Genomic DNA, 3632 nt, shown 5'->3' on the forward strand with positions numbered 1-3632 from the left:
CGCGAGCTGAGTGCGACGCATCTAGGACAACACCGTCCCGGTCGACGGCCGCCAACAACCAACTTTCGTGCCGCGCCGGGCCCGGAGGAGTCACGCTCGCGTCCGCCTTGCTATGGTACGTGTGCGCGGAAATGCGCGGTTTCATGGATAACGTAACTCTCGACGATGAAAGGAGTCCGACGATATGACGATTGACGAGTTACTCACCGAGCTGCACGTCAGATATCCGGACGGTGCCACATGGCGTGAGCGTCTTAGTCTTAGCAATCTTGATATTTTGAGATGGACTGCCTCTACGGGCATGCCCAGGCACGACCTCTACGATCAATTGGCAATCGAACTAGCACGTGGCTTCAACGCCTCAGAGCTATCGTTTGAATTTTGCGACGCCGTCGTCAATGACATTCATTCAGTAATAATATTTAACGACGAACAACGCCCGCATCTCTTTTGGGAAATCTACCTCGCCTTTGATTCCGGAGAATATTATCACGATGAAAATCGGGATCAGCATCCGGCTCAGGTCTATACACGGCCCCAAATCGGGCGAATTCTTGATGCTGTCGCTGCGCGATGAAGATCATTGTCTTTGAAGTCACACGAACAATGCCCCCGCATTGTCATGGGCTGCGCTAAGCCGGTAGGCCGGCCAGACGCAACCTCGCCCGTAGGTTCTCGGCGTCCGCCTCTTGTTGCAGGAAAGATACGTCGACCCAGCCTACATTCCCGGCGGCTCCCGCTCTCGGGACGCCGAGCCAAAGCCTCGCCAAACCGTTGACAAAGGATCGATGCACCAACGCTATGGCGCAGTGGAACATCGCAACGATCGCGATTGCCTGAAACACGCCGTAGAGGCAAACTCCACTTCACCTCAGTTTATGTGACAATACCCAGTTCAACGGCGAAAGGCGCAGGTATGGTCATAGCCTGCCCCGCGATTATCCTGCTAAATATCAGGCGAGCTAAATGACGATCACCTTGGCGCCGATTTCGGTGCGGTTGTAGAGGTCGATTATATCCTGATTCATGAGACGAATGCAGCCAGCCGACACGGCGGTGCCGATCGTCCACCATTCAGGGCTGCCGTGCAGGCGATAGCCGGTGTCGCCGCCTTTGTTGAAGAGATAGAGCGCCCGTGCACCGAGCGGATTTTTGAGTCCGCCCACCATATGAACCGGTATGATACGGCCTTTCTTCCTCTCGCGCACGATCATCTCCGCCGGCGGGCGCCAGTCCGGCCATGCGTGCTTCAATGCGACGTGCGCCGTGCCATGCCACTCGAAGCCTGCCTTGCCAACGCCAATGCCGTAGCGCATCGCCTTGCCGTCTCCCAATAGGTAGTAGAGAAACTTCGCCCCGGTATCGACAATGATCGTGCCGGGCAGCTCGTCAGTCTCCTCATAGGGCACGATCTGGCGAAGATATTTGCGGTCGACCTTGTAGATCGGGACCGGCGGAATGCGGTAACCGGCGTCGGTGAGACCGCCGTAGCCCGAGGAGAACGTCCGGAAGGCCCCGCCGGTGGTGCAGGCGGAGAGTGCGACCGCCACGGCGATCCCTGCTCCCATCAGGATCGGTTTCAACAGCATAAGCGCAGCCGGCAATCCTCTAAGCATGGTTTGCCCGATCCAGCCGCATCTCGCTATTATTCCTAATTCGGCGCGCCCCGGTTCCAACGGCTCGGCATTGGGGTTTGATGTAATCCTCAAGGAACGATGCCGGGCGTCGAGGGCCTGATGACAGCGGCCATTTCACCACTAGTTCCCGTGCGCGAAGCAGACTATCAATGGCGCGTTGCACGTCCGTCAGTGTCCAGTCCTGCGCGGAGGTCCGCTGATAAACGTCGAACATATCTCTAGATGATAATCTATCGAGATAACGCTCGCGCAATTGTTCGCGGCAGTTGCGTTCCCATTCTTCAGAATCAATACTTAGCGGCGGAGACGCTTTACTCATTACATACTCGTCGTGGAAGTGACTGAGCATCTTTGCCGTAATTTTGTTGCGAGTAATAGGCAAGTTCCTGGCCTGATATCGAACGCTCCTTATGTAATATCTATTTGCACCCCGTTGAATATCTCGGTCGCATTCTCGTCAGACAAGGGGCTGCCGCGCTAGTTCACTATGAAACCGCGGCGGGAAAAGATAATCTTACTACGTTTTCGCTAGACAGGAGGTTTTTTCTTGTGACAAGTCTTTCGATGTACCATTTATAACTCTTTTGATGTACTCTCGCCAGACATATTAGGCTATTCATTGCTTGGGTGAGAGTAACGCATAACCCACTCACAGATACTACATTTCCAATCACTTTTGCGGAGGGATACACATCATGCAACTGTACTTCTTCCCGACCGGCCTTGACGAAAGCGGCGGGTCTGCCTGGTCCTAAGCATCGCCGGAACGCCAGCACCCGGCGCCACCTTGCAGACCGCGAACAACGTCTCAATGCCGTCCCAACTCTGGTAGCTGGCTTCCGACGGCCAGCTAATCAGCGCGTACAACTCGACCCTCGCGCTGAACATCGGCCAGAATAACGCGCTTATCGTCGACCGCTGCTTCGGGCAACACCGCTCAGCTCTGGAGATTCTCGGGCGGCCCGATCGATCTAGGGCCGATCGTGAACCTGGAGACCAGGCAGGTGGTCACCGTCTATACGCCCGGCAGTCCCGCCGACTCGTCGGTGATGCTCGAGCCAGTGCAGAACACGCAGGCCCAGCAGTGGACGGGGATGAGCAATTGCAGCGACTCGCTGCTGACGACCATGACCAACGGAACCGGCAACGCGCGCTCGCTTACTGCGAATGCCTTTGAGGGCACAACCAATCTCTCGGGAAGCATCCCGCTGCCGCCCAACACCACCGTGACCATCCTGTCGAGCTACAACGGTGGCCTGGCGACTGGATTCGGCGTCTGGGACCCGAACTATTCGACCACGGACTCGGTGGCTTCGTTCGCCGTCCACCGGCACGAATGCTTCCTGTCAGCCGGCAAGGTCTGGGTCGACACCATCAATTATGTCGACGGCTATACGGTCTCGAACGTGCAGACGCAGGAAGGCTCGTACACAGACGGCATACCAGGCAATGCTTCGATCACGATCCTGAACTAGAGGCTGGTGAACCTATTCACCACTGGAACGGGATCAGGCGGTATGGTAGCCGCCTCGCATAATCCGGATAGGGCCCTGGAGGGCCGCAATGCAGTTCGCGTTCCCCCAGGGCCGTGCGGATCACCCGCTTCGATGGCAATATTTCGTTCCGCCAAATGAGAAAGGAAGTAGTCAGCGTTGCGGCAGTAGTTATAGACCATTACCGGATTATATCTCTGTCGGGTCAGACTCTCTCTGAGCAGTAAAATAAGAGCGCTGTATTCATGTGGCATAGCAATTTCCTCGACAATGTTTGAACAACAGCTGAGGATCGCACCTCAAAACGTTGGCACCAATAGGCGCGAACAAACAAACGCGGATGGGTGGTTAGCCGAAGTCTGACTTGCATGCATCATAGCTGATTTGAGGACATGGCTGCCTTTTGCATTGGCAGCCATGATCAATCGGCCACCGTTACGGCATGAAGATTCTCGCAATATCCGTCAGCGCTCGGCCCAATTCCACCAATACGGCCATGCTG

At 55.9% G+C, this 3632-nt stretch carries 3 protein-coding genes; 2 read left to right on the plus strand and 1 reads right to left on the minus strand.

The genetic code is table 11. The annotated features are described in order from the left end of the window. Positions 1-184: 184 nt before the first annotated feature. Positions 185-577 carry a hypothetical protein gene (locus AAAC48_RS14230; RefSeq protein ID WP_340654803.1) on the plus strand — a complete coding sequence of 131 codons (393 nt, stop codon included), beginning with the start codon at positions 185-187 and terminating at the stop codon, positions 575-577. A gap of 385 nt (positions 578-962) precedes the next feature. Here AAAC48_RS14230 and AAAC48_RS14235 read toward each other — a convergent pair whose 3' ends face one another. Beyond that, entirely contained in the window at positions 963-1589 is a 627-nt protein-coding gene (locus AAAC48_RS14235) for a L,D-transpeptidase (protein ID WP_340654805.1), read from the minus strand. 1052 nt (positions 1590-2641) lie between these two features. On the opposite strand from AAAC48_RS14235, the gene AAAC48_RS14240 reads away from it, so the two are divergent. Continuing rightward, positions 2642-3112, plus strand: coding sequence for a hypothetical protein (locus AAAC48_RS14240; protein WP_340654804.1), 471 nt, complete (start codon positions 2642-2644; stop codon positions 3110-3112). Positions 3113-3632: the final 520 nt, after the last annotated feature.

This window comes from Phyllobacterium sp., from assembly GCF_037994405.1.
Lineage (GTDB): Bacteria > Pseudomonadota > Alphaproteobacteria > Rhizobiales > Rhizobiaceae > Phyllobacterium.

What these genes read in the sequence shown, in the direction of transcription:
- AAAC48_RS14230 (WP_340654803.1), top strand. Translation starts at nt 185, where the DNA reads ATGACGATTGACGAGTTACTCACCGAGCTGCACGTCAGATATCCGGAC.
- AAAC48_RS14235 (WP_340654805.1), bottom strand. Translation starts at nt 1,589, where the DNA reads ATGCTGTTGAAACCGATCCTGATGGGAGCAGGGATCGCCGTGGCGGTC.